This is a genomic window from Sedimenticola selenatireducens DSM 17993 (assembly GCF_000428045.1).
Taxonomy (GTDB): Bacteria; Pseudomonadota; Gammaproteobacteria; order Chromatiales; family Chromatiaceae; genus Sedimenticola; species Sedimenticola selenatireducens.
This window is the reverse complement of sequence record NZ_ATZE01000012.1, coordinates 41,891-67,254: the sequence shown is the minus strand read 5'-3', so window position 1 is coordinate 67,254 and position 25,364 is coordinate 41,891. Positions and strand designations below refer to the sequence as shown.

At 54.3% G+C, this 25,364-nt stretch carries 17 protein-coding genes; 15 read left to right on the top strand and 2 right to left on the bottom strand.

Going from position 1 to position 25,364, the window contains the following annotated elements:
• The first annotated feature begins 5 nt into the window (after positions 1-5).
• The 9 genes from A3GO_RS0111060 to A3GO_RS0111020 all read left to right on the top strand — a co-directional run bounded on the left by A3GO_RS0111060 (position 6) and on the right by A3GO_RS0111020 (position 13,938).
• On the top strand, positions 6-1,415 hold the full coding sequence (locus A3GO_RS0111060; RefSeq protein ID WP_029133454.1) for a TIGR03752 family integrating conjugative element protein: 1,410 nt from the start codon (positions 6-8) through the stop codon (positions 1,413-1,415).
• Entirely contained in the window at positions 1,372-1,794 is a 423-nt protein-coding gene (locus A3GO_RS0111055) for a TIGR03751 family conjugal transfer lipoprotein (protein ID WP_157606789.1), read from the top strand. Before A3GO_RS0111060 ends, A3GO_RS0111055 begins: the two co-directional genes overlap by 44 nt.
• Positions 1,791-4,526 (top strand): conjugative transfer ATPase, encoded by a 2,736-nt coding sequence (locus A3GO_RS0111050; RefSeq protein WP_084610017.1) that lies wholly within the window; start codon positions 1,791-1,793, stop codon positions 4,524-4,526. Before A3GO_RS0111055 ends, A3GO_RS0111050 begins: the two co-directional genes overlap by 4 nt.
• A 362-nt stretch (positions 4,527-4,888) precedes the next feature.
• Positions 4,889-8,674 carry a hypothetical protein gene (locus A3GO_RS0111045; protein WP_029133451.1) on the top strand — a complete coding sequence of 1,262 codons (3,786 nt, stop codon included), beginning with the start codon at positions 4,889-4,891 and terminating at the stop codon, positions 8,672-8,674.
• A gap of 472 nt (positions 8,675-9,146) precedes the next feature.
• Positions 9,147-9,629 carry a TIGR03757 family integrating conjugative element protein gene (locus tag A3GO_RS0111040; RefSeq protein WP_084610015.1) on the top strand — a complete coding sequence of 161 codons (483 nt, stop codon included), beginning with the start codon at positions 9,147-9,149 and terminating at the stop codon, positions 9,627-9,629.
• Positions 9,629-10,648: a TIGR03756 family integrating conjugative element protein gene (locus A3GO_RS0111035; RefSeq protein WP_051302191.1), complete on the top strand. Its 1,020-nt coding sequence runs from the start codon at positions 9,629-9,631 to the stop codon at positions 10,646-10,648. Before A3GO_RS0111040 ends, A3GO_RS0111035 begins: the two co-directional genes overlap by 1 nt.
• 71 nt (positions 10,649-10,719) lie before the next feature.
• Positions 10,720-12,009 carry an integrating conjugative element protein gene (locus A3GO_RS0111030; protein WP_245621720.1) on the top strand — a complete coding sequence of 430 codons (1,290 nt, stop codon included), beginning with the start codon at positions 10,720-10,722 and terminating at the stop codon, positions 12,007-12,009.
• On the top strand, positions 11,999-12,376 hold the full coding sequence (locus tag A3GO_RS23595; protein WP_157606788.1) for a hypothetical protein: 378 nt from the start codon (positions 11,999-12,001) through the stop codon (positions 12,374-12,376). The genes A3GO_RS0111030 and A3GO_RS23595 overlap by 11 nt, the downstream gene beginning before the upstream one ends.
• Positions 12,373-13,938 carry a conjugal transfer protein TraG N-terminal domain-containing protein gene (locus tag A3GO_RS0111020; protein WP_029133447.1) on the top strand — a complete coding sequence of 522 codons (1,566 nt, stop codon included), beginning with the start codon at positions 12,373-12,375 and terminating at the stop codon, positions 13,936-13,938. Before A3GO_RS23595 ends, A3GO_RS0111020 begins: the two co-directional genes overlap by 4 nt.
• Here A3GO_RS0111020 and A3GO_RS0111015 read toward each other — a convergent pair.
• The gene (locus tag A3GO_RS0111015) at positions 13,935-14,153 is read right to left on the bottom strand and encodes a hypothetical protein (RefSeq protein WP_157606787.1); all 219 of its coding nucleotides are present in this window, start codon (positions 14,151-14,153) and stop codon (positions 13,935-13,937) included. The two genes, A3GO_RS0111020 and A3GO_RS0111015, sit on opposite strands and share 4 nt — an antisense overlap.
• Positions 14,154-14,192: 39 nt before the next feature.
• Positions 14,193-15,155 (bottom strand): toll/interleukin-1 receptor domain-containing protein, encoded by a 963-nt coding sequence (locus A3GO_RS0111010; RefSeq protein ID WP_335340035.1) that lies wholly within the window; start codon positions 15,153-15,155, stop codon positions 14,193-14,195.
• Between the two features lie 235 nt (positions 15,156-15,390).
• Here A3GO_RS0111010 and mads1 point away from each other — a divergent pair, with 235 nt between their 5' ends.
• The 6 genes from mads1 (at position 15,391) to A3GO_RS0110980 (ending at position 25,318) form a co-directional block, all read left to right on the top strand.
• Positions 15,391-15,573: a methylation-associated defense system helix-turn-helix domain-containing protein MAD1 gene (gene mads1 / locus A3GO_RS0111005; protein WP_029133444.1), complete on the top strand. Its 183-nt coding sequence runs from the start codon at positions 15,391-15,393 to the stop codon at positions 15,571-15,573.
• Positions 15,566-18,625, top strand: a complete 3,060-nt coding sequence (locus tag A3GO_RS0111000) for a BPTD_3080 family restriction endonuclease (RefSeq protein ID WP_029133443.1) — start codon at positions 15,566-15,568, stop codon at positions 18,623-18,625. The genes mads1 and A3GO_RS0111000 overlap by 8 nt, the downstream gene beginning before the upstream one ends.
• Before the next feature lie 10 nt (positions 18,626-18,635).
• Positions 18,636-21,404: a site-specific DNA-methyltransferase gene (locus A3GO_RS0110995; protein ID WP_029133442.1), complete on the top strand. Its 2,769-nt coding sequence runs from the start codon at positions 18,636-18,638 to the stop codon at positions 21,402-21,404.
• Between the two features lie 136 nt (positions 21,405-21,540).
• The gene (locus tag A3GO_RS0110990; protein WP_245621719.1) at positions 21,541-22,734 is read left to right on the top strand and encodes an SIR2 family protein; all 1,194 of its coding nucleotides are present in this window, start codon (positions 21,541-21,543) and stop codon (positions 22,732-22,734) included.
• Entirely contained in the window at positions 22,734-23,264 is a 531-nt protein-coding gene (locus A3GO_RS0110985; RefSeq protein WP_029133440.1) for a hypothetical protein, read from the top strand. Before A3GO_RS0110990 ends, A3GO_RS0110985 begins: the two co-directional genes overlap by 1 nt.
• A complete protein-coding gene (locus A3GO_RS0110980) occupies positions 23,261-25,318 on the top strand; it encodes an AAA family ATPase (RefSeq protein ID WP_029133439.1) in 2,058 nt (685 codons plus the stop codon). The genes A3GO_RS0110985 and A3GO_RS0110980 overlap by 4 nt, the downstream gene beginning before the upstream one ends.
• The last annotated feature ends 46 nt before the right edge of the window (positions 25,319-25,364 follow it).

The following is a 25,364-nucleotide window of genomic DNA, read 5'->3' as shown; positions in this document are numbered from 1 at the left end:
TTACCATGGCGATTGCAACCTCCAACCGACTCTTACCCCTGCTTGCCGGCGCTGTCGTGCTGATGCTGGTATTCGTCACCCTGAAATCCTGTTCGCAGGAACCTGAAGATGCACTTGTTCTGGAGAGCGTACCCCAGGCACCCGCGCCGGATGCGGACAGTCCTGCCGATACCATCAAGACGCTGACGGCCAATGTCGCGTCCATGACCACGGAAGTACAGGCTCTACGCAAAGACAATGATCAGCTGCGTAAAGAGAACCGTGAACTGCTGGCTAATCGTCACCAGATCGAGGAAAACGTCACAACCCGGGTCAAGCGTGAGCTGCTCTCTCATGAAAAGGACCGGGAGTCACGCGACCGGATCGATGCCGGTGTGCTTTCTTCCCTGACGGCACGTGTGGATGCTCTGTCCCAGTCTCTTTCCCAGCGTTATCCCGCACAAAGCGGTAACGATATCCCGGTGGGTTTGGGCCTCGATGATGTCGGAGAAGGTGCTGCAACGACTGACAGCCTGATCTGGGTCGAACCGTTGGATGTTGTCGATGATGCTGAGTTAGTAGCCAATGGAAACAGCCTGCTGCAAAGGGCAGGCCAGTCCACCGGAGGTGCGTTGACATCGGCCAGTGAGAAGACCCCAAAACTCAAACAGGCAATAGCTCAGGAACTCAGCACCGTCAATCCCGTTTATACGGTTCCCCGTAACGCCACCCTGATCGGTTCAACGGCCATGACGGCCTTGGTTGGTCGGGTGCCAGTACAGGGACAGGTACGTGATCCGATGCCGTTCAAGGTCATCACCGGCGCTGATAACCTGGCCGCCAATGGTCTCACGGTGCCTGGTGTTCAAGGCATGGTGTGGAGTGGGACCGCTGTTGGAGACTGGACGCTTTCATGTGTGACCGGTCGCCTCGATTCGGTCACCTTCGTCTTTGAGGATGGCACCATCCGAACCATTTCCGGCGACGACCAGGGCAATCAGGGTGGTGGTGCAGAGAAGCCACTGGGCTGGATCTCGGATGAACAGGGCATTCCCTGCATCACTGGCGAGCGCAAGACCAACGCTCCGGCATTTCTCAGCCAACGTATCGGCGTGACCGCCATCCAGGCTGCGGCGGAAGCGGCGGCCAATGCCGAGACAACCTCGGTGGTGAGCAATGCGGGCAGTGTTACCAGTAGCGTCAGCGGTGATACCGGCCGCTTCGTATTGGGCAAGACCATTTCCGGCGGTAGCGAGGAAGTGTCGAAGTGGTTGCTGGAGCGCCAGTCCCAGAGCTTCGATGCCGTCTTTGTCCCGGCCGGCATCCGCATTGCCATCCATGTTGACCGGGAGCTCCCTATTGATTTCGATACCACTGGCAGGAAACTGACCCATGAAACCGCCCTCGACCTTTATCGCCGTACTCGGCTTGATTAGCCTGGTGCTGGCCGGTTGCGCCAGCACCAAGGACACCGTACTACCCCAGGATGGCCCTTCGATGAAGGCTATTTATGAGGGCCACGTGCACGAGATGAATGCTGACAATCCCCAGGCCATTCGTGGCGAGCTGGGTGACCGCCCCATCGTCTCGGGAGAGACGGCGCTGCATGGCTACACACGAGATGCCTTCAACGAGATCGATGTGCTGTTTCCTCGCCTGCCCAACCCGACGCTAGTGATGTACATCTTTCCGCATCTGGCCGGTGATGCCGGAGCACCGGTGCCCGGCTATACGACAGCGTTCCCGATGTACGAGCAGGTGGAATATGCGCTACCCGGTGAAGTCAGTAGTCAGCAGGGCGGTGTCCGCCGGTGAGTCTCATAAAGTCAGTCCCTACACCCTCGAAGCGTGACGAACAAAATGACGATCTGCCAGTCACGACGAACCAGGTCAAGCAGATGTATGAACGTCCGCCGTCGTTTACTGACTTCTTGCCGTGGATGGAATACAACCCGGCAAGCCGTACCTTTCTGCTGGAGGACGGGATCAGTGTCGGCGCCCTGTTCGATCTGATCCCGGCCGGTACCGAGGCACGTACACCTGCGTTCATGACTCAGCTGCGTGATGCGATCCAGACCGCGCTGACCGATGCCATCCCTGAAGAAGACGATGCCCCGTGGATCTTGCAGGTATACGTTCAGGACGAGCCAAGTCTTCAAGGATTCGAGAAAGAAATCGCGAACTATGCCCAGCCTGGTGCACGGGAGTCGGACTATACCCGCCACTTCCAGCAAACATTGTCGGAGCATCTCGTCCGGATCACTCGTCCCGGTGGTCTTTTTGAAGACACCGCGGTAACCGGTGCCCAGTGGCGAGGCCAGATCCGGCGTGTGCGGGCCACTTTGTATCGTCGTCTGAAACCCAATGGTCGTGTGCCTTCGGCCGTGGAAATCGAGGAATCCCTGAATGATGTGGCCACCAAGTGGGTGGCCTCACTGGCCTCGGCAGGGATTCGGGTACGCCGAGGTACTGGTCGGGACCTCTACGAGTGGTTGCTGAAATGGTTCAACCCAAGGCCTGAGATTACGGGTGGTGATCCCGACAAGTTGCTCGAGATTGCCCCCTATCCGGGGGATGAAGACCTGCCATTCGGGCATGATCTTGCCGAGCGCCTGACGCTGACGATGCCTCGCTCGGACAATGCTTCAGCCACCTGGTGGTTCGATGATCTGCCACATACGCTGGTGACCGTTCAGGGACTGCGCCGGGCGCCTGAGGTCGGTCACATGACCGCAGAGCGCCAGTCCGGTGATCACGTCTTCTCGTTATTCGACCGGTTCCCGGAGTACACCGTGATGGTAATGACCCTGACGGCCAGGCCCCAGGACTTCACGAGAAACCACATCGCCCAGGTCAAACGTGCCGCGGTGGGGGACTCCGCGGAGGTCGAACTCACCAAGGAAGATGCCGAGGCCGTGGAGCGGGAGATGGCGCGCGGTAACAAGCTCTATCCGCTGGGCATTGCTTTCTATGTGCGCGGTGACGACATAAAGATCCTGCGCGCCAATGTCAATCAGCTGAATGCACTGCTGCTACCCAACGGGCTGCAACCGATTCTGCATGAGGCCGATCTGCTGGCGCTCGACAGCTATATTCGCAATCTTCCCATGGCCTACGATGCCACATTGGAGAAATCCAGTCGCCGATCACGACTGGTGTTTTCCAGTCACACGGCGAATCTTCTACCGCTGTATGGCCGATCCAAAGGTACCGGGCACCCGGGGCTAGTGTTCTTCAACCGGGGCGCCGAACCTCTTGTTTTTGATCCCCTGCACCGGGCTGATCGGAAGAAGAACGCTCACATGCTGATCCTCGGTCCCACCGGCGCCGGCAAGTCGGCAATGCTGGTCTATCTGCTGCAGCAGATGGCCGCCATGTACCGCCCGCGCATTTTCATCATCGAGGCCGGCGGTTCCTTCTCTCTGCTGGGTCAGCAGTTTCAGGCTCATGGCCTGGCTGTCAACCAGGTTACCCTGAACCCGAATACCGATGTTAGTTTGCCGCCGTTTGCCGACGCCTTGCGTGTGTTGCAGAAGGAACGTCAGCAGCAATTGCGCGATGATCCGGATGCACTGGAAGAAGACGACGAGCTGGATGAGGAGGGCACCGGCCGTGATGTACTCGGCGAAATGGAGATTGCGGCCCGCATCATGATCACCGGGGGTGATGAACGCGAGGATGCGCGCATGACCCGGGCTGACCGTCTGCTGATCCGTAATGCGATTTTCCTAGCGGCCAAAACCGTCAAGGAGGCTGGTCGCGATCAGGTGCTCACCCAGGATGTCGTCGCCGCACTCCAGAGTATCGGTCACGATGAAAGCCTGCCGGATCACCGGCGCAACCGTGCCATCGAGATGGGGGACGGCATGGCGCTGTTCTGTTCAGGTCTTGCCGGACACTTTTTTAACCGGCCGGGCACCCCCTGGCCCGAGGCGGACATCACGATTCTGGAGATGGGGCTACTGGCCCGGGAAGGCTACGAAGATCAGCTCACCGTCGCCTACATCTCCATGATGAGCCATATCAACGATCTGGTAGAGCGCCACCAGCACGATGCAAGGCCGACATTGGTGGTGACTGATGAAGGGCACATCATTACCACCAATCCGTTGCTGGCGCGTTACGTAGTCAAGATCACCAAGATGTGGCGCAAGCTCGGCGCCTGGTTCTGGATTGCTACCCAGAATCTGGAAGACTTCCCGGATGCCAGTCGCAAGATGCTCAACATGATGGAGTGGTGGCTGTGCATGGTGATGCCTAAGGAGGAGGTGGAACAAATCGCCCGCTTCAAGGATTTGACTGACGTACAGCGCAGTCTGTTGCTGTCGGCTCGCAAGGAGCCGGGCAAGTATGTCGAAGGTGTCGTGCTCTCAGACAATATGGAAGCGCTATTTCGCAATGTCCCGCCGCCGCTATCACTTGCGCTTGCCATGACCGAGAAACACGAAAAGGCAGAGCGTGGCGCGATTATGCGGGAGCGCAACTGCAGCGAACTCGAGGCGGTGCATGTCATCGCGGAACGGATTGCAGCAAATCGAAATGCGTAGGGATTCTATCCCTTCAAAAGTGACTTTCAGAACAAAACATCAATAAAGATTGGGGCTGCTCTCAACCCTGAGTTGATGTTCAACGCTGAGGTTTTTACCGGCAGCAATTAGCGAAAAGGCGACATTTGAAAATTCAGAATTTTGGAGAGCGATTTTCTCAGGTTTCGACCCGAAGCTGTCATTCGGCACAAGTCTCAAAAACGTTATACTTGAAAAACCAAAGAGGAAATAAAAGGCGCACCGATGATCTGGTCTAAAAGATGCCCGCTGAAGCACGAGAAACTGGTACATGTGTATGATACGTGCAGATTAACTCTTTGACTTATCTCGAAAAGGAAGGTCAAAATTCATTGAGAAGCCTAATGAATAGAAAAAAGCGTAAAAATAGAAATAGGAAAAAGGGCAAGAAGAAGTTTAAAGCGCCAATCACGAAGCCGGACTTCCTGATCGCGATGCAGCAGAATATGGAAGAGCAGCAAAAGAGGTTCGAACAATCCTTCCAGGCTTCCTGCGAACGAGTTACCGAGGTCCTGTCACGTGTTCATCCAGTAGATGCGATCTGCGCGCTAAACATCTTAGATTTATGGCAGCCCAATCGCGCTAGCCAAGTAAAGCACCTTTTAGCATTCAGCCTTTTGGTCTCTATGCCGTTCGACAGATTTTCACCGACCCGAATAACGACCTACGAGGGATTCGCTGAGTTCTGTAGGGCACTTATCGAGTCCTTGCCTGACTTTCCTATGCTCGAGGACTACGTGCCAGAGGCGGATTGGGGAGCGGTGAAAATATTAATAGGGCAGGAGCCAGTTGCTATTCTGCACGGCGGCCCTGTGCAACGCATCTCTGACTACATAGAAGCATTCCGTATCTCCCATGAAAATGGTTCGCAAGCCGTAGCCGATTTGGAAATTTCGATACGATTGCAGAGCCAACTCCTGGAACAGGTACCGGTAAATGGCAATGATCAACCGGACGAGTTGAGTCCTGGGTATATCGAGATTCCACCTGCAAAATTTTGGGAAGTCATCTTACCCGCCTTGAGTAACCTATCGTCAGTTAACCAGCTTCACGATCAATACATTACACAATTTGGAAAACCAGCCACCTGGTCAGATGCTAACAGCTTCGGTGAAGCAGTGATGACTGGTGCAGTGTTGCCTTGGCAGGCGGTCCGAATTGATGGAAAGACTTACGCCATCTGTCTTCGCAACGTAACGACGGTTGTGATTGATGCCTGGGCAGCGGAAACCTATACCGTCTCGCCATGGGCTGCTACACAGTTAGGGAAATATGTGGCTAAACGAGTCAAGACTGGATCATGCCTGACTGGTCCATTAGTGATGCGGTCGCGCCGTGAGCGAGTCCCGCTGCCCATCGCAGCTGCTCTTATCAGTGCCCCACATTTCTTTCTGGTAGTGCCGGTGGCGATCGATCAACTGGAAATAGCTGAAAAAGCTGTGATCGCAATGCATCGTGTTATGCGTGACCCAGACTGGGGACTCCAGGTCATCGGAACTAGCGATGGTTTTCAGTTTCGCGATCCGCAAGCATCTACACCCCAACCCATCTCAGTAAAGGTCATCCTGGTTATCACGACAGTATCCACGGGACATTTGAAGGTAAGGAAGACTAACACCAAAGCACAACTAATGAGCTTAGTCGATGCATGCACAATTTTTGACTCTATTGAATCGGTGGATGAATTTACGCGATTCTGGGACTATGTTGATGGCCTTGGTCAGTATGGAGGTAGTCCGTTTAGTGATTTGGGAGACCTGTTTGGCTCTTTCCGTGATACCCATGCCCAAATCATTGAAGGGGCGTTGATGCCAAACTTCTTGGCTTTGGACCCCCACTGGGGTGCATCCTGGAGGTACCAACAGCTCAAGAAACTATGGAGCCAAGCCCCACTCATTTTTCCAGACGACGACAATGCTTGGGAAATAAATGAGACGAAGAGTGCTAGTTCGCTGTCTTCCGTTATTGCTAAAAACACACCAAAAATCGCGTGGTCGTCTGTCATTGGGGCTACGACACTTTATTTTATTCTCGATGCCGAAGATGTTGGGTTAGAGTCGCAGGATGGCTCGTTGCTTGAGCTTTTTCTCCATTGTGCCGCTGATAGCATCGCCGAGCGTGCTTCGATTATCGAGCCATTCCTTCAGCTGCCCATGCGTCGTATCAATTTGCATTGTTTCAGTGAGAAACATCTACTGGCATCAGGTGAGGATGAACAGATACAGCAAGCATTAGTAATGCCTCTCATTACTGACTGGAAGGAAATGGCATCTATGGATCCGCAAAGCTACCAAGCCCGGATCATTGTCAATTTGGCGAAATTGGCTCAAGAATTGGAAGTTGCTGAAGATGCAACTTTCGAGGCAGCCTGTGCTGTGGTGGTTGTTGAGCATTTGTTCAGAATTCTTGATTGCCCAATGCCTTCTGAGCTACGCGAAGCGTTGCTAAACACTGCTGACCGCTCACCTCGTTTTACGGTAAGCCACCTGCAACGAAAAGTGGATGTGCCAGACTTTACCCTACCGCAAGTACCTACTTCTGAAGATTACAAAGTTGCGCGACGTGATCTCGCAATACTTCTGAGAGGACAAGATATAGAACCGGGGACATACGAATTAGAGGTTGCAAAAGCACTCATTAACCGTGCGCGTGAAGCTTATCGGGACGAGGTGCACAAGCGCATTGGCGAGATGGATCGCGAGAGTCTACTGTGGTATTGCACTAGCCAATACGACTCGTTGACTGCTTCCTATAACCGGGATGAAATTCGGTTCAAACAAAGCCTTCGGCACGAGGTTGATTATGATCGGGAACATGCCATGTCAGAGGCTCATGAAAAATTTATTCGTGAAAGCAAAAACTATCGATACCTACTGGAATGTTCGGTAGTTCTAAGTTCCGCACAGACATCTCCTGCGCGTGCGGAGGAGGTGCTATCAATCCTAGCAATGATCGACTGGCTGTTGGTTTTGTATAGCGCTAGCGATGTCCTCCATAACGACATAGATGTAGGAGGTCTACGGATCGATGACCAGTATGTTCCGGAGGTTTTCTTCTCGGAAAAGCGAAAGCATGAGGAAGACGTGTTTGGACGAGAGATGGCTGCTCTGCGGTTGGGCGTTAACGTCGTTGAAAAGGACAAGGTTTCCACGGCTATGTCGACGGAGGCATACTTTACCATGCTGGACGAGGCATTCGATACAGATCTCCAATTTACCTATACTCACATGCTGCAAGTTTTTTCCACACTTATGCTTTGGGTATCGGTTGGTGGCGCTCAAGAATTGGCATGCGGATATGCCAGTGAAAAACAACGTATAGCAGAGCGTGCAGTAACGACTTACCCAGATCTTCCTTTAGATTCTGCTCTAGCGGTGATCGAATTCCTCATTCTTAAACCTGGCCAAGCCTGGCATCTGTTTGGCAAGGATGATGTTCCGGACGATGTTCCTGTCTGGGAGCATTTTAAACGAGGCAGTCGTAACACCATTCGTCCCCTATTTGAGCTAGCCGACGGCCGAGTATTATGGGGAGCGGCTGTGGTGGAAAGATCGAGCCGCATTTGGAGGGGGGTAATTACAGATGGTTACCTACCGGCTGATTACCCTTGGCCGAATATAAAGAAAGCTGTCAGGCAACTTAAAAAGGAACTGGAAGACGATCTAGAGGTTCGAGCGCACGAAATCTGCGCCCGTGCCATGCCTTATGCTATCAGGGGTATTGATTTCAAAAGTCGTTTTCCGGATCAAAATTTTCCAGAGGTTGGAGATTTTGACGTATTGGCATACAGACCAGAGGAAAACTTGTGGCTGACGGTTGAGTGCAAATACAATCAACCAGCCTTTTGTCTCAAAGATACGCGTCGGTTACGGGATACAATTTTTGGTGGCGGCAGAAAGAAAGGGCAGCTACAAAAGATCGAGCAAAGGCGCGACTTTTTCATCCAAAACACGGACATTTTGCGGTCCTTGTTGGGTTGGCCGACTCCAGAGGACAAACCATTATCGCTGTCTGAACTTTACGTGTCCAAAGACATGCACTTTTGGTTGAGGTTTCCACCTTATGAAGTGCCCACACATTTTGTGCAGATCGACACTCTTGACGCTTGGCTTAGATCTAATGTCTTGTAGTAAGAGGCCCGGATGAAGTGACAGCGTAATCCGGGGAATGAGAAACGCGAGTAAAAACCCGGATTTCACTACGTTCCATTCCGGCTCCGTTCAATATTAAGAGAAGTGCAATCACAATGACCGTTCCTGGCGCCTTTGAAAGCATTCACTAACCGTTATTCCGCGAAACCCTGAATGCCAGCTATCCTGCCGTTAGCCGACAAAATCAGTCAATCGATTGATCCATAGCTATTGTGCTTTTGAGACATATATTCAGTCTACTCGAGCATTGATCATCACGCCCGTTTTAGAGCGATCAGGTGGAGCCAATGGCCGGATTTATCATCGTCACACTTATTGAAAATCCAGCATGATCATTCTGTGGTGAATACCGGGTATTAACCACGCCATATCTTGATCGAGTTTTCCGTTCACTAAGACCTCATCGTAATACACGATACCCCATCACTCTGTCAGTGGGCCATTTGTGTACATGATCAGGAATTCACGCTCAAAAAGCTTTGTCGTGCCGGTACGGATTGTATTGGTCCTATTCGCTGGTGTTGCACAAGCGGGTCGACCGGTAGAGGTGTATCCGCACCTCGTGGAGGTATTTACCACGACTGAACGGCCCATATCCGGTGACGTGGGTATCAATAGTCAGGCGCTTCATGAGCAAGCAGAATTCCATGTCTTTGAACTGGATGGCATCTGGCGTAGTGAAGCGAATCTGTCACAGGGCCTTCCGGCCGATCCCGAGCAATCCAAACGAGTCGTTCTGCACCGATTCCAGCAACTAAGTGAGGAAGATCGTGCGCGAATGCAACGCGCCGCGATGGGTTTGGCGAAGGCGATGCAGTATGGCGTGGATCGCTATCCAGCCATTGTCTTCGATGGCGAGGCAGTCGTATACGGCGTAACCGATGTGCAGATCGCAATTGCGCATTACCGGGCATGGCGGCAGGAAGGCAAGTGATGATCCGCCAGAGCTTTCTATCGTTTTGCCTAGCGATTGCGTTATGGGTGCCGGTCACCGGATTCTCCGGTACAACGACCACACCACAGATCGTTGCCCAGACGACAACGGCGGCTTTCTCCTGCATGCGCTGGATGCCAATTGGCACCTGTTTCTGGTTGCGCTGTTCCTGGACCGGTTGCAGTGTACGCACCTCGATCAAGGTGGGGCATTACAACCCGGATCTGGTGGTCAGTACCTACAACGAGCTGGGCGGGAATCCGTGGACCGAGATCCGCGCGACTCTCGGTTTGGCGCAAAAGACGGCGGCTACGGGTCTGTTGGGTGCCTTGCTGCCGGTGCCGATTGAAAGCGCTGGCAACCGAACAGAAGGAACCTCGGAGCGTGACCACAAGAATCTGGTCTACCGGGAAACTGACGCCATTGGCCACCCGCTGAGCTCGCTGACAGGTATCGTTGCTGGTACCGGTTTGTTGTGTCCGTCAGAGACCACTTCATTCTTTCCCTATTTCCAGTCCGGCCTCGATGCCCTGTCGTGGCGGCAGGAGATCCCGGAGATCTTTTATCCCGCCAGCCTGATTCCCGGTCTGCGTGAACTGGGCACCTGGCCATTGCAGACCTGGGGTGGTGTCTATCCGCGCACTGGCTGGACAACCCAGTCGGAAGAGCCCAAGGCGGCGGCCCTCAATGCCCAGCGAGCTGGTGACATCGTCACGCGTACGGGACAACCGCACGTCTATGTGCCGGTTACCGGCTCATCGGGTTCCATGAAGGTTTGGTCACCGGGGCCTTTGATGGAGAAGGATCGCAGCACCGGTACCTGGCAGATGTTATTGCCGCTATCTGAATCGAGCTGCAACGTCTTTGGCACCAATGATCTGGCCAGCCTGACCGGCTGGGGTGGCGGGCGCGTCGATAGCGAAGGCGATTATGTCTGGAATCTATGGCGGCCCTACAAGTGCTGTGAGCGCCGCGGCCAATGGTTTCTGTTTGATATTGACTGGATTGCCTATCCCTGATGAAAACGAACTCTTTACATACATTCCGTTATCGACGAGCTGTCAGCTGGCTACTGATTGGACTCCTCAGTGTGAATAATGCGCATGCCATCACCAAGGGGCCGACGGAAGACAGTTTCTGGTATTACGAAATCGGTGGGGCAGAGCCGGTATCGGCGCCTGCCAATCCTTCTGTGGTATCCGTTACCCTGGGCGGCTCGGCGCAATTGGGGCTGGGTTATAGCTGCGGCAAATTCGACCCCGTGGCGGCCGTGACCAATACGCTGAACGATATCGGTGCCGGTATCGACAACATGATGAACGCGATGACGGCCGCGGCCAGTGCCGCGATTGCCGCACTCCCGGCGCTGATCCTGCAGCGCGCCAATCCTGGCCTCTACGACATGTTCCAGAATGCTTTGCTGCAGGCCGAGGAGACCATGCAGCTGGCGACCAAGTCCTGTGAGCAGATGGAGGCCGAGATCGCCCAGGGCAAAAATCCCTATGCCGATCTCATCACGCTGTCCAAAGGCAATGACTGGAAACTCCAGATGGGCGTAGGTGGCAATGATGCAGTAACCGCCAAGGATGCCGTCGAGACCTCTAACGGGGACAATGGCGTGCCCTGGATCGGTGGGCAGGCCGGAGGCTCCGGACAGCCGGTGCTGGAATTTACCGGCGACATCGTCAAGGCAGGGTACAACATCAATATGAATCGCCCGATCACAACGGCAGGCCCGGTGCCTCCCGCATCGGCCACCCGCCTGACTGAGATCTGGACAACGCCTACCGAGGCGCGTAACTGGGTCGTCGATGTGGTCGGCGAAAACATCGTCACGACCTGTGATACCTGCCGCAAGGACAGTATTCCCGGTACCGGGCTACTGCCAAAGCTCAATCAGGAGGCAACTACCGTAACGACGGAAATCCAGAACCTGGTCTCCGGCGCAACGCCCCCGACACTGGCCAACCTGGACAATATTACTGCCCCCGGCGTGGCCATTACCCGCCAGGTCATCGAGGCGATTCGGGAAATGCCGGCCTCCGAGCAGAGCCTCATCATGGGCCGTCTGGTGTCAGAGATCAGCACGGCCCGCACGGTGGAGAAGGCGCTGTACGCTCGCCGTTTGCTGCTTTCCGGCCGCCAGGTGCCCGAGGTCTATGCTACCGAGGTGGCCCGCGAGCACGCGGACAAATCCATCACCGAGCTGGATAAGGAGATCGAGAACCTGTTGTTCGAGACTCGGGTACGCAAGGAGGTGGTTTCCGACACGATTGCGACCTTGCTGCAACGCGCCGCGGCCCGTCGGCAGTCATCCCTGAAAACGCCAGAAGTACCGACCATCGATCCACGTCCGCTGAGCAATGGCCGTGTCCAATAACGGATTTGCCTTGCGCCGGCGCTGGTTCTTTTTGCTGACCCTGCTGGCATTTGGTCTGGCACTGGGAGCGGGTGGCATTCTCTGGCATTCAGTCGAGACATCCTCTGTAGTCGCTGTGCAGACAAGGATCGATGCCTTGAAACCGCTCCTGACTGGCATCCGTGTCTCGCTGATTGCCCTGTTGGCGATGGGCTGGCCATGGATCGTGAACACCCTTGAACATTGGGAACGTCTGGATGAGACACAGGCCACGAACTTGCTCGCTGTACGCTGGCGTATCGTGACCTGGCTCGTCGTGATTGAACTGGTGTTGGGGCAGAACCTGCTTGGTCAGGTGCTGGCCGCACTGCAGGGGAGCGGGGCATGACCGTCGACAGCTATCTCGAACTCTTTACGACACTGTTCGGCTGGACCTTCTATGGCATTTTGTGGGATGTGCTGGTGGGCACCGGTATCGTGTTCCTGCCGTTCCTTGGCATCCTGATCGACAACTGGCGGGAACCGGCGCAAGGTGGTGAGTTCGGTACTGTCACCGGATTGTCGTTGCGGCGCATGGAGCTGGAACTCTTTATCGCGCTACTGGTGGTGGTGCTGGCCGGCCAACCGGCCGCGTTGACGCCACTGAATGCGGCTTCACTCAACTACACGCCGCCCCCGACACTAATCGACCCGACACCCTCCACGGCGACTGTGGCCGCACCCCAGAGCACCTACGGTTCAACCGGCTTCACCGGTTCGCTGGCGACGGTGAACGTCCCGGTGTGGTGGTATGCGGTGCTCTCGATGACCTCCGGATTCAACCATGCGGTGGTCGAAGGCCTCCCAAGCGCTGCGGACATGCGTACCTATGAGCAACAGGCGCGGCTGGCGACTATTGCCGACCCACGCCTGCGCCAGGAAGTCAGCGATTTTTTCAGTCAGTGCTACATCCCGGCCCGGTCGATGTACCAGTCAGAACGACCTGCCACCGCCGCGGTCAATGCCCTGCTGACAACCTATGGCCCTGATGATCCGGACTGGATGGGATCGCAAGTCTATCGTAATACGCCGGGCTACTATGACACCCTGCGCGCCACCACGCAGGTCAGCGGCTGGGCCTACAATGCTGCCCGTGATACCGAATACGATCCTGCGGCTCCACCCACCTGGGGCAGGCCTTACTGCAAGCAGTGGTGGGAGGACGCCTCGGCTGGCCTGCGTGAAAAGTTGATCACCGAGGCCGATGCCACATCGGCTGGCTTTTCAGGACTGGTGGTTGCCATCGCACCGGCCCTGGCCAGCGAACAGCAAAATGATGCAGTGGCCAAGACTGTTCTGGCGAATGCTCCACCATCGTGGTCGAACAACGACCTCGTCGCCCACAATTCCGGCAGTACCGGGTTACTCAGCACGGTAGAGAATGTCGCCAAAGGCGGCCTGGCATCGGGCGGCGTTGTGGCTGCATCGGCGCTGTTCTCGGTCACCATGACCGCGGTCCTGCAGGCCCTTCCGATGGTGCAGGCCGTGCTCCTGCTCGGCATCTATGCCTTGCTGCCCATGATCGTGGTGCTGTCGCGTTATTCCATCTCCATGATGGTCATCGGCGCCATGGCAATCTTCACCGTCAAGTTCTGGAGCGTGCTCTGGTACCTGGCGCTGTGGGTGGATCAGAACCTCATCCTGTCCATGTACCCGGATGTGAATGTCTTCCTGCAGATGTTCGCAAACCCCGGCGAGCACGACATCAAACGCATGCTGCTCAACATGATCACGACAAGCCTCTATCTGGGTTTGCCTTTGCTCTGGAGCGGGATGATGGCGTGGGTAGGCGTACATGTGGGACGATCGATTGAGGCAGCTACCAGCCCACTTCGGAGTCCTGCCCAGGATGCAGGTCGCCAAGGGGGATCAATCGGCAAAACACTGCTATCGAAAGGAACTCGTCGCTAATCGCGTTCGTACCAACCTGCGGGATCGCTTCCGTCGTCAAACTTTCCGGTACGGTGATTCATAACGCCACCACGAAACGAGTTATTGATCTCGTCGTCTGCTGGTGATGTTCGAGCGCTGCTGGCGAGAAGCCTTACTGCTTCTGAAAAAAATACCATCACGAATCGAATGGCTGCGAGTAGGGCCTTAACCAGATGTTTGAAAAAGTTGTTCACTTTGTTTTCCTGCATAGACTGCCTGATCACAATACCGCACTATCGAAGCCGCTCAATAAAAATATTCCAGTAGTATTCTGCTGCCCCTTCATGTGTGAGCCGCTCATCGATATGCTGTCCCATACGAGCCATGCCCATCGGTTTCAGAAAAAGTGAGAAGCCATCATCTTCCACAGACAATGATTCATTGTAACTGTTCCCGTTCCCCAATCCACTGTGGGAAAACAGGATGCCCTTAAGTATAGAAGCACTATCGCCCAGCCAGATTCCACACCGGCTGCGTTCCTGCCCGTTCATGTAGGCTGTCGCCTCAAAACGAGTCGTATCGATCCGTTTGAAACTGGTCTCCACATCCGGGTTCCGTGATTCCAATTCCGCGAGTGAACCCTCGAAGTACTGGGCAATGTACTCAAACGCATCATCGAGGAATTTGTGCCGCTGTCGGTCGGTGAACTCCTGATGAATCCTCAGATTGCTGGATCGAACCTTTTGGCCGGGCGACGGCACCGAGGTGCTTTCAATAGGTGTGGATTCAGCGTGTACTGTGCCTGTCGAGGCTGGTTTCAGTTGTTGGGCGACACTCCGGATGGCACGTGTGATATCAAGGAATGCATCGTCGAGTGTCTGGTGTTTTGTAACTGGCTTTCCATCGTTCGGAATAGCCTTAAGCTTTCCGAAAGGTGCGCTCTGCCAATCACAAGGTCGCAGGATGACCGGTATCACACGTGTTTCTCCGTGTTCGTGGCGCTCCATCGCTCGTTTCATTTCGATGTCATAGCAATAGTCCGAATTCAGGAAGTCGGGACTCACCAATAGGAGAATGATGTCAGCCGATTCAAGGTGCTGGTCGATTTCACCGCCAAGCTCCTCGCCTGGACTGATGCGATGATCACTCCAAATATCAATCACTCCTTGCCGTCGAAGGAGCGACAGGTGTTTTTCCAACTCATTGCGCAATCCTTCGTCCTGGTGTGAGTAGGAAAAGAAAACCTCCACCATCATCTCCTTCCGGTCACTGTCGGGGGTGGCTTGTGTAACATATTGATTCGCAGTGCCTTCTACTTGGATATCAGAACTCGGATTGGCATAAAATTCTATCTTTTATGTGGCTATTCTAATACTATATGACCGATTATTCCCGTTTTTATTGGACAACTGGTGTGACTGGTTCAGCGAGCGTGATTTGAGTCAGTGTATGGTTCTTTATCGGGTGGAATCCGTACTGGGGTGTTAAGCAATGACTGATGATCGTTGGTTTTCGGTGGATGAGATTGCGGCTCATCTCGGGGTCAAGCGGGACACTATATACAAATGGATCGATCGCAAGAAAATGCCTGCCCATAAAGTAGGCCGTCTCTGGAAATTCAGAAAAAATGAAGTAGATCTGTGGGTAAGAGGGGAATATAAGGAAAATGGATAACCAATTCTTTGAACGCCCCGTTCTCAATTCTCCCTATGACTACCCTAATCGGCACTGGGAACTGGACGACAGCGGTCAACCCACACAGCAGATCATCGAAAGCCGTCGCCGCGCGGAATTCATTACACCCATCCCCAAGCCCAGAAAACGCAAAGGGACGGCAGAACAATCACAACTGCTCTTCGATGAAGGCAAGGGCCTGTCCACAGATGAACAGCAATACGACCATACGGCAATCATCAATGGTATTCGTCATCAGGTTGATAAATGGCGAGCACTGCCGAACTCTAACGACTGGAAAGTAACACCAGAAACCGCCCGCCTGCTCCAACACTGGCGACATCACAACTTCAGTAGTATCCGTCCCTTTTTCTGTCAGGTCGAAGCCGTTGAAACGGCGGTCTGGCTGACCGAAGTCGCTCCCAACACCGGAAAGCTTGGCAAAGGCTTTCTGGAACATCTGGCGAATGCTAACAATGATGCTAATCCGGAGATCATGCGTCTTGCCTTGAAGCTGGCCACCGGAGCCGGAAAAACCACAGTCATGGCCATGTTGATTGCCTGGCAGACCATCAACTCGGTACGCAAACCTCAGAGCAAGCGGTTTACTCGCGGATTCCTTATTGTAGCCCCAGGCTTGACCATTCGAGATCGTCTGCGTGTTCTGCAACCCAACGATCCCGATAGCTATTACCTCAGCCGAGAGCTAATACCTGGCGATATGATGGGTGAGCTCGAACGGGCTAAGATCGTTATCACTAACTACCATGCCTTCAAGCAGCGTGAGCGCCAAGATCTTTCTAAAGGTGGCCGCTCACTACTTCAGGGACGAGGGGAGGCACTGAACACCCTGGAAACAGAGGGCCAGATGCTTCAAAGGGTAATGCCTGACCTGATGGGTATGAAGAACATCATGGTGATTAACGATGAGGCTCACCACTGCTATCGTGAAAAACCCGACCATGATGCCGAAGGTGATCTCAAGGGAGATGATCGGAAAGAGGCCGAAAAAAATAGTGAAGCTGCCCGGCTTTGGATATCTGGTATCGAAGCAGTCAACCGAAAACTCGGAGTGACTCGTGTTGTTGATCTGTCGGCGACTCCCTTCTTCCTGAGCGGTTCCGGTTACGCGGAGGGCACCCTGTTTCCCTGGACAATGAGTGATTTCTCGCTCATGGATGCCATAGAGTGCGGAATCGTCAAACTACCTCGAGTGCCCGTAGCGCAAAATCTTCCCGGTGACGAAATGCCAATGTTCCGCAAACTGTGGGAACACATTCGAAAGGACATGCCAAAAAAAGGCCGGGGCAAGTCAAAAATACTCGACCCGCTCAGTCTGCCTGTGAGACTACAGACCGCCCTCGAGGCGCTTTACGGCCACTATGAGAAGACCTATGAGCTATGGAAGGATGCTGGGGTTCATGTGCCTCCCTGCTTCATCGTGGTCTGTAACAACACCTCTACCTCCAAGCTGGTGTATGACTATATCTCTGGCTTTCAACGGGAAAATGATGACGGTTCCTCAACACTTGAAAATGGGCGTTTACCGTTATTCCGAAACTTTGATGAACACGGCAACCCGATTGCACGGCCTCGCACATTATTGATCGATAGCGAACAGCTTGAATCGGGTGAGGCGCTGGACAAGAATTTTCACAAAATGGCCGCTGATGAGATCGAACGTTTTCGCCGCGAGATAATCGAACGAACCGGAGACCGCCGCCAGGCCGAGAACATCACTGAGCAAGACCTGCTGCGCGAGGTTATGAACACGGTAGGAAAGGCAGGTCAGCTAGGCGAATCGGTTCGCTGCGTGGTCTCTGTCTCGATGCTCACCGAAGGCTGGGATGCCAACAACGTCACTCACGTATTGGGAGTTCGAGCCTTTGGTACTCAGCTCCTGTGCGAGCAGGTAATAGGTCGTGCATTGCGGCGCCAGTCTTACGATCTGAATGAAGAAGGACTGTTTAACGTCGAATATGCTGACGTCCTGGGCATTCCCTTCGATTTCACGGCCAAGCCCGTGGTCGCACCACCGCAGCCACCTCGCGAGACCATCCAGGTCAAGGCCATTCGCCCTGAGCGCGATGCCCTGGAAATCCGTTTCCCGCGTGTCGCAGGCTATCGTGTAGAGCTGCCAGAGGAACGGCTGACTGCCGAGTTCAATGACGACTCCGTTCTGGAACTGACACCAGACTTGGTCGGCCCGTCGATCACTAAGAATGCCGGAATTATCGGTGAGGACGTGGATCTGAGTCTGGAACACCTGGAGGACATGCGCCGTTCCACACTGCTGTTCCATATTACCCAGCGACTGCTCTACACAAAATGGCGCGACCCAGGCGAAGAACCCAAATTACACCTTTTCGGTCAATTGAAACGCATTACCAAACAGTGGCTCGATAACTGTCTGGTCTGCAAAGGCGGCACCTACCCCGCGCAGCTCATGTACCAGGAACTGGCTGATATGGCGTGTGAACGCATCACCGCTGGCATTACGCGGTCGCTGGTTGGTGAGCGCCCCATCAGGGCTGTGCTCGATCCCTACAATCCTGTCGGTTCCACCGCCCATGTCAACTTCAATACCTCCAAGACCGACCGTTGGGAGACGGACTCCAAACTTTGCCATATCAACTGGGCGATTCTCGATAGCGACTGGGAAGGGGAGTTCTGCCGTGTGGTCGAGTCGCACCCGAAAGTAAAAGCCTACGTAAAGAACCATAATCTGGGGCTTGAAGTGCCATACCGCTACGGTTCCGAGACACGTAAATATATCCCAGACTTCATCGTCATGATCAATGATGGTCACGGTGATGACGACCTGCTGCATCTGATTGTGGAAATTAAGGGCTACCGGCGAGAGGATGCGAAAGAGAAGAAGTCCACGATGGAGACCTACTGGGTCCCCGGTGTGAACAATCTCAGTCAATACGGCCGCTGGGCCTTCGCCGAATTCACAGATGTTTACGAGATGCAAATTGACTTCGCCGACAAGATTGAAGCCGAATTCAACAAGATGATCGAATCCGTCACTGCACAGCTGGCGGCGTAAGGATATCCGTATGGCAAAGAAACAAACCAAGAAAACAGTCGAGACCCTTACCCACGAGGAGGCGTCGCGCAAGAATATCCCGACGGCCGAATACCACTCGGTAATGCAGAAGGACGATCAAGACCCGATCCGAGTCGCCTACGAGCGCAGAAACCGCGATCTGGACCCCCAACTGGTCTGGCGTGGCAAGGATGAGCAGGACTGGTCAGACTTGGTGGTTCATACCCCACCGCTATACATCCAGGAGAAGCTCCACCCTAAGGTGCTGATTGATGACTTGCTTCTTCGCACTGAAACCGATGAAGCGGCGGCAGACTCCCAAGTAGACCTCTTTGCTGATTTTAATGGCGTACCAGACGAAGGCGCTAAAACAGAGTTCTACCAGCACGATGCTAACTGGACTAATCGCATGATCCTGGGTGATGGTTTGCAGGTGATGGCGTCGTTGGCCGAGCGCGAAGGTCTGCGTGGCAAGGTGCAGTGTATCTACATCGATCCACCCTACGGCATCAAGTTTAATTCCAACTTCCAGTGGTCAACAACAAGCCGTGATGTGAAGGATGGGAATATTGAGCAGATTACACGTGAGCCAGAACAAGTAAAAGCGTTTCGCGACACGTGGCGGAATGGAATTCATTCATACCTTACTTACCTTCGAGATCGACTGACCGTCGCGCGGGATTTGTTGCACGATAGTGGCTCGATATTTGTCCAGATAGGTGATGAGAATGTTCATCGTGTGCGGGCGTTACTAGATGAAGTATTTGGAGAAGATTGCCAAGTGGCGATGATCGCATTTACTAAAGGTGCTACGGGTTTATCTGCATCTGGAAGAATGCCTGCACGCTTGGATTACTTGCTGTGGTACAGCCGTGCATCCGCTACACAGGTAAAATATCGTCAACTTTATAAGATAAAGGACGCAGAGGAAGATAAAAACTTCCCATGGGTGATTCTCCCCAATGGTGAGAGAATAAGACGCTCAAAACTTGAAAAATTGGGAGTAGAGATTCCAGCGGATGCGAAGTTTGGTCAAGATGTATCACTTACGAAGCCTGGTCCTGGAGCCAAATACGAAGTTGAGTATGTTGGTCGTAATTTTGATTCAGGAAAGCGGTGGTGGGGAACCACAAAAGAACAGCTAGAACGAGCACTCAAAACTGACCGCATTATTGTAATTGGCAAGTCCCTGCGGCATTTGCGATATCTAGATGAGAGCAGTCTTACCGCGATCGGGAATCTTTGGGACGGGTTTCTTGGTCAATCATCACCCGTCTATGTTGTTCAGACAAATACAGAAATAGTGCAGCGTTGTATATTAATGACCACTGATCCAGGTGATCTGGTCATAGATCCGACCTGTGGTTCTGGAACTACCGCTTACGTCGCTGAGCAGTGGGGTCGCCGATGGATTACGATGGATACTTCCCGTGTCGCCTTGGCTTTGGCCCGAGCCCGTATTATGGGGGCTCGCTATCCTTATTATCTTCTTACTGATAGTCACGAAGGACAGCTAAAGGAAGCAAACGTTACGCACTCAACACCCAGTGAATCACCGACACACGAGAGCATACGACAGGGATTTGTTTACGAACGTGCACCACGTGTCACGCTCAAATCCATCGCCAACAACTCCGAAATTGACATTATCTGGGAGCAGTACCAAGAAAAACTAGAGCCACTGCGTAATCAACTTAATCAGGAATTGGGAGAGACATGGGAAGAATGGGAAATCCCCAGAGATGCCAATGACGATTGGGATGATGCCGCCAAGAAGTTACATGCTGAGTGGTGGGAACAACGTATTGTACGGCAAAAAGAGATCGATGCCTCTATCGCCGCCAAAGCGGACTTTGAATACCTCTACGACAAACCCTATGAGGATAAGAAGAAGGTACGGGTGGCCGGACCCTTTACCGTGGAAAGTCTCTCACCACACCGCGTCCTTGGCGTCGATGAAAATGACGAGCTAATTGACGGCGTTTCGGAACCACAGGACGGCTACGGTGAGGAGCGGGATTTCGTCCGGATGATTATGGAAAACCTAAAAACTGCCGGAGTGCAGCAGGCTCACAAGGAAGACAAGATCGATTTCATATCTTTGACACCATGGCCGGGTGACCTGATCTGTGCCGAGGGACATTATGAAGAGTCTGGTTCAGAGAAACGTGCCGGCATCTTTATCGGACCGGAGTTTGGTACAGTGTCCCGCCCTGATCTGGTGTTCGCCGCCCGTGAAGCAGGCGACGCCGACTTCGATGTACTGATTTCTTGCGCCTTCAACTACGACGCTCATTCTTCAGAGTTCGACAAGCTCGGCCGTATCCCAGTCCTCAAGGCAAGAATGAATGCTGACCTGCACATGGCCGAGGATCTGAAGAACACCGGAAAGGGCAACCTATTCGTCATCTTTGGTGAGCCAGATATCGACATCATCGATGCCAAAGATGGAAAGATTCAGGTCAAGGTTAATGGTGTGGATGTCTTTCATCCCAACACCGGCGAAGTCCGCAGTGACGGGGCGGAGGGCATCGCCTGCTGGTTCATCGACACCGATTACAACGAAGAGAGCTTCTTTGTCCGCCATGCTTACTTCCTAGGTGCGAATGACCCCTACAAGGCACTCAAGACCACGCTCAAGGCGGAGATCAATGAGGATGCCTGGGCCACACTCAACAGCGATACCTCACGCCCTTTCAACAAGCCGACATCGGGTCGTATAGCGGTTAAGGTCATCAACCACCTTGGCGATGAAGTAATGAAGGTGTTCCGCGTATGAGGGAACCACTTTGACACCGGAAGTGAGAACGCGGTTGTTGGCGTCCATGGACGCTGGTCGTCTCGTAGTGCTATGCGGCGCCGGTCTGTCAATGGCTCCACCAAGCAATCTCCCCTCTGCGCGTCGAGTTGCCGAGATGTGCTTTGATGCCTACCAAGTTAGAGTGGACCCGCACATCGATCCCGCGCTTCGCCAGGATCTTGAGGGACTGGCAGAACACTTTGCCGATCTCAATACCCTCGAGGCTCAGTTCATTGAGAATCTCGTTCCGTGGATTGAGTTCGAACGTCCCCCCAATCCCGGTCACGCCGCAATCGCAGACTTCCTGATCACAAAGGCCGTCGTCGCCGGTCTTTCCAGCAACTACGACAAGTTGATTGAGCGGCGCGCATGGGACTACGGCGCTGATTTTTGCGGTTCGTTGAATGGGGACGAAGCGACGGCATGTTCTCATGCTCAGTCCCCGTTCCTGAAGTTCCACGGCTGCTCGCATCGTGACCGCCGTTCCACCGTGTGGGCGCCGTCGCAGCTCAACGATCCAATCATTTCTGACCGTATCGCAAGCAGTAGAGTCTGGATGGAAGCCAATCTGCGCCAGAAAGATCTACTAGTGGTGGGTTTCTGGTCCGATTGGAATTACCTTAACCAGATAGTTGGCGGTGCTATTCAAGGAATTGCCCCGCTATCGATTACCGTGATCGATCTCTCCGAGGGTGCCGATCTCGAACAGAAAGCGCCGGATCTTTGGGCGCTCGCGCATCAGCCGCAAGTCACTTTCTCGCACGTTCAAGAGTCAGGAGCCGACGCGCTTGACGAGTTGCGAAGAGCATTTTCTGAGAATTACTTACGGCAGGTGCTAGCTGCGGGTCGTGCTGCGTTTGAGGCTGTGGCTGGTATAGCTTGCGATCCGGCGTGGCTGAACGTTGCCGCGTTGGACAGCGAATCTCTGTACGACTGGCGCAGGGACGCCGAGGGCGTGCCCAATGGTCGTCCTGCAACAACCAAGCGCCCCGGAGACGGCGATGTGCTTGGATGCTTCCACCTCCTCCTTCGGCGAGCTGGCGCAGTACAGCGTCCACAGGGTTACACGTTGCATGGGCTTTCCATCCGGGTCATCAACGGTGCGGGGTGCGTCTTGAACAGCCTTGCTGAACGCTTCATTGAAGCGCCTGCCGCATCGTCGGCCGACGTCTTCGTTGCAGTGGGTGCGACCGATCTTGGCCTGCCTGGGCATGTGGTTCGGCCGGGCACTGTGGGGAGCATCATGCGGCCGGCCGCTGGGGGGCAGTGGCTGACCTTCGAACAGGCCCAAGCGGAGTTAGGCGTTTAATGGATATCGCGACACAAACCGAAATCCTCCTCAGAGAATCTGGGTACGAAACGTGGCCATGGACCGGTGAGCCACCCGCAGTAACATGCTTCGAGAACGCTGCTATCATCGGTTTCGTTCACGTCTTCTCATCGGCGGAGGATCTTCTTGCAAGCTGGGAGTCTGCGCAACGCACCGTACTTTCTCGGCATAGTGCCGCGCTGCGCGCAGCGGGGGCCAAGGCGTGGAATGTCTATTCGGTGTTTCTCGCAGAGGAAGGGGCTCAATCCGAGCAGCGTGAAGTAGAGCGAATCGAGGAGAACTTTACACTAACCCGAAAGATCGCTCGCGTCGGCGTGCGCACGCAAGACGATGTTGAACGCGCCTTGCTACCCCTCACCGCCGTGAAGGCTCAGCCGATACTCTCGGATACGGATTTTGAGGACAGACTTCGCTCCAGATTGAAGGACGTTTCCGCGGACGTGTTGGCGGCGTTTCTTGGTGGTGGCGACGCTGAGGAGGTCGCGAGAATGCTTGTGGAGAAGACATGAGACTGGATTTTATAGAGGTCTGTGGTTTTCGCGGATTTCGCGAGAAGGTCCGCGTCACTTTCGGTTCAGGGTTCACCGTCATCACTGGGCGCAATGGCGTGGGGAAGAGCACGCTCTGCGACGCTGTGGAATTTGCCTTGACTGGGTCGATTGACAAGTATGCTGTCGAAAAAGCAGCACAAGAAAGTCTCGACGACTACCTGTGGTGGCGCGGCGAGGGCTCTCCGAGCAACCACTACGTAACCGCGTCGCTCAAGGAGGACAACGGCGAGACTTTCCTCATCACAAGAACAAGGAAATCGGGCGCCGACAAATCACCAAAAGAGATCGAAGATGCTCTCTGCCACGCTGTCAGACCAGATGACGCGATTCGCCAACTTTGCAGAACCTCTATCATCCGCGACGAATGGATTGCGGCACTCAGCCTCGATCTGAGCGAAACCGAGCGCTTCGAACTGGTGCGGTCTGCACTTGGCCCTGTCCAAGGAGTCGATTTTGGCGCCAAAGCCAAGTCTGTACTCAAGAGCATAGAGACGGCCCACGACGCGAGACAGAACACGTATACCAATGCACGTACCCAGCTTACAAATGCCTTGACGCAGTTGTCTGAAGCGAAGGAGGCAATCGGTCGTGCAGGCGACGTTGCTGCCGCGATGGAAGTCTTGGTTGCCGCAACACCCAATGGTCCAGAGGACATTGCAGCTCGCCTTGTTGCCGGGCGTTCGACACTGGCGGCAGGCCGTACGCGCCTTGGAGGGATGGGCGAAGCCATCTCTCAGGGGCATGAGGTTCTGGCGCTTCGACGTGCCTTCGATGCCCCGGAGGCAGCCCAGAAGCGGGAAGCCGCACGAGCGCGATTCGATGTGGCCAACAAATCGAAGGCTGAAGCAGACCGCATTGTTACGGATATGGAGCGCGCTCTCGAAGTTGAGCAGGGAGCTAACGCCCTTGCCGCTTCACTTGCCGCGATTATCGAACATGGCGAAAAGTTGGGATTGCACGACGAACACTGTCCGCTATGTGCGGCCTCAAGGACTAATGAAGAGTTCGCCGCTGGGCTTGCGCTCGCGCGAGAGCGAATGGCCACTCTCGCCACCGGGATTGCAGAGGCTCGGCAGCAAGCGGCAGACGCGCGCGAATCGGCTAAGCAGGCTGCCGCCGAGCTGGATCAGGCGCAGGCGGAATGGTCCGGGATTGAAACTGAGCAATCGCGCCTTGCCGCTCGGGAACAGGCTCATGTCGAAACCTTTGAACGCCACGGGCTTGACCTTCGTTTTGTCCAGGATCCCGACGGTCTTGAACAGCAACTCACGGCTGAACGGGATCGACTCATCAATCTTGAGAGGGCGTTGCATACACTTGAGGCGTCACAGTCTGTTTCGAAAATCTCGTCGCTCGAAGATCGTATCGCGACATTCCGCAAGGAAGCAGATGGTGCAGCGGCGCAAGTGGAGAACTCCGAACGAGCCTTGGCAAGCGCGAAGGCCATGGAGCGTGGAGTGCGCAGCATTTCAGGTGAGATCATCGACGAGCGGCTGGCTCAAATCAGCCCTCTCCTGAATGAGCTCTACCAGCGTTTGCGCCCTCATCATGACTGGCGCTCCATCGAATATAGTATTCGCGGCGACGTTCGACGGTTTCTTAGTCTGAAAGTAGGGGACGGACTTAATCCTCAGTTCGTTTTTAGTAGCGGGCAGCGGCGCGCAGCTGGCTTAGCGTTTCTGTTATCAGTACATTTGGCACGCGCGTGGACGCCTTGGCACACATTGCTCTTGGATGATCCTATTCAGCATATTGATGATTTTCGAGCACTCCACTTAATTGAAGTACTTGCAGCATTGCGCCTTGATGGCAGGCAAATAGTCTGCGCGGTCGAGGATCCCGCTCTTGCGGATCTTTTGTGCAGGCGCCTGCTAAGTACCTCGGACGCCTTAGGTAGGCGGTACGACATCGATATTGGGTTGGACGGCGCCACGACCATTGTGTCGGATGTCGAAGTTCCTCCTATGCCTGTCGGGGTGCTGAGGTCCCGGTCAGGGATTCAAGCGGTCTGATCGAGAACGCGAATGTTACTTCATTCGAGAAGAGATACTCAGTAAA

What these genes read in the sequence shown, in the direction of transcription:
- A3GO_RS0111060 (WP_029133454.1), top strand. Translation starts at nt 6, where the DNA reads ATGGCGATTGCAACCTCCAACCGACTCTTACCCCTGCTTGCCGGCGCT.
- A3GO_RS0111055 (WP_157606789.1), top strand. Translation starts at nt 1,372, where the DNA reads ATGAAACCGCCCTCGACCTTTATCGCCGTACTCGGCTTGATTAGCCTG.
- A3GO_RS0111045 (WP_029133451.1), top strand. Translation starts at nt 4,889, where the DNA reads ATGAATAGAAAAAAGCGTAAAAATAGAAATAGGAAAAAGGGCAAGAAG.
- A3GO_RS0111040 (WP_084610015.1), top strand. Translation starts at nt 9,147, where the DNA reads ATGATCAGGAATTCACGCTCAAAAAGCTTTGTCGTGCCGGTACGGATT.
- A3GO_RS0111035 (WP_051302191.1), top strand. Translation starts at nt 9,629, where the DNA reads ATGATCCGCCAGAGCTTTCTATCGTTTTGCCTAGCGATTGCGTTATGG.
- A3GO_RS0111020 (WP_029133447.1), top strand. Translation starts at nt 12,373, where the DNA reads ATGACCGTCGACAGCTATCTCGAACTCTTTACGACACTGTTCGGCTGG.
- A3GO_RS0111010 (WP_335340035.1), bottom strand. Translation starts at nt 15,155, where the DNA reads ATGATGGTGGAGGTTTTCTTTTCCTACTCACACCAGGACGAAGGATTG.
- mads1 (WP_029133444.1), top strand. Translation starts at nt 15,391, where the DNA reads ATGACTGATGATCGTTGGTTTTCGGTGGATGAGATTGCGGCTCATCTC.
- A3GO_RS0111000 (WP_029133443.1), top strand. Translation starts at nt 15,566, where the DNA reads ATGGATAACCAATTCTTTGAACGCCCCGTTCTCAATTCTCCCTATGAC.
- A3GO_RS0110995 (WP_029133442.1), top strand. Translation starts at nt 18,636, where the DNA reads ATGGCAAAGAAACAAACCAAGAAAACAGTCGAGACCCTTACCCACGAG.
- A3GO_RS0110990 (WP_245621719.1), top strand. Translation starts at nt 21,541, where the DNA reads ATGTGCTTTGATGCCTACCAAGTTAGAGTGGACCCGCACATCGATCCC.
- A3GO_RS0110985 (WP_029133440.1), top strand. Translation starts at nt 22,734, where the DNA reads ATGGATATCGCGACACAAACCGAAATCCTCCTCAGAGAATCTGGGTAC.
- A3GO_RS0110980 (WP_029133439.1), top strand. Translation starts at nt 23,261, where the DNA reads ATGAGACTGGATTTTATAGAGGTCTGTGGTTTTCGCGGATTTCGCGAG.